Annotated in this window: 1 protein-coding gene and 1 pseudogene; both read left to right on the forward strand. The window is 60.1% G+C overall.

Annotation, left to right across the window (positions count from 1 at the left end):
* Nucleotides 1-126: 126 nt before the first annotated feature.
* Nucleotides 127-597: a DUF6361 family protein gene (locus EN780_RS39215; RefSeq protein ID WP_189557019.1), complete on the forward strand. Its 471-nt coding sequence runs from the start codon at nucleotides 127-129 to the stop codon at nucleotides 595-597.
* Nucleotides 525-1,105: pseudogene (locus tag EN780_RS39220) on the forward strand (hypothetical protein); the annotation flags it as partial. The gene EN780_RS39215 and the pseudogene EN780_RS39220, both read left to right, overlap by 73 nt.

A 1,105-nucleotide genomic window follows, 5' to 3' on the forward strand; every position in this document is an offset into this window, starting at 1 on the left:
GGCTGACAACGGCATTCAACTTCCACGCAGCAACAACCACGTGCCCCTGCAGCGAAAAACTCGTTTCTTTAGTCTGGATTTAGGAATGCAGACAAGGCGAAGATTATCACAGTTACGGGGGGCTGCGTGTCATCATTCGGGTTTACGTTTCTGTCGCGCAAGGCGTTGGGCCAAGCCGAACAAGCGATGCTGGGCGGCAACGCGGGAGTGCGGGACGAGGTTGGCTTTCTCATCGTCCATCAACGGTATGCGGACCGTTTCTTTCCCGGCACGTCCGTCCTGCATACGCGTCTGCGCTACGCATTGCTTATCCCCTGGCTGTATGAATCCTTGCGCGAGAAGCGTCCGGTGCCCAAGGACTTCGCTCAAGCCTTCATCGATCTTGAGCATGATCTGACCGGGCGACTGCAGTTTACGAAGGAAGGCGGCGAAAGGGACGGCGTGATCGGCGGGGAGGTCTACCCACGGCCCATCAGCCAACCGCCCGCCTATGTCTATTGGACCACCCATGGAGCCGTGCGGATATGGCGAAGCTGTTGGCCGCCTCAGCCAAGCGCTCGCTCCGCGATGACGACGGAAAGCCGTTCGATAGCATAATCTGGCCAATTACGGGGCTGGAGGCGTTTCCCCCTGATTGGCACGGGACGGGGAAACTGACACTCGACTTGTCGAAGCCCGAGCAGACGTTTCTGGCCCGCAAGCTTAGAGCCGTACGCTCTCCGATCGACGGTACGCAGCCGTCGCTGCTATCCAGGCTGGTAGGCAAACCCCTCGATGGTTCCGATCATTGCTGGGACGAGATGATCCTATCCCTTGCAGGAAAAGACGAGCCGGCTCTGAGACGTGCCGGGCAGGCAGCGGCGCTGTCTGCCGTCGGCAGGGCCGTCTATGCAGCGCAGGTTGAGACACTCAAGGAGGAGCGGGACAGGAGGCCGCAGCAGAATCTCCACCGCGCCGCTCTGAAGGAGACGGTTTCCCATTGGGGGAACGAGGCCGCCGGCCTCAACATGGCGCTCTTTCTCGATGACGTTGGCAAGCTGCCGACCCCAGTTGAAACCGTGATCAAGGAGACTTGGTCATGGCTCCGGTCGGGCAGCAAAAACCC

Source organism: Mesorhizobium sp. M4B.F.Ca.ET.089.01.1.1 (assembly GCF_004022605.1).
Lineage (GTDB): Bacteria > Pseudomonadota > Alphaproteobacteria > Rhizobiales > Rhizobiaceae > Mesorhizobium > Mesorhizobium abyssinicae.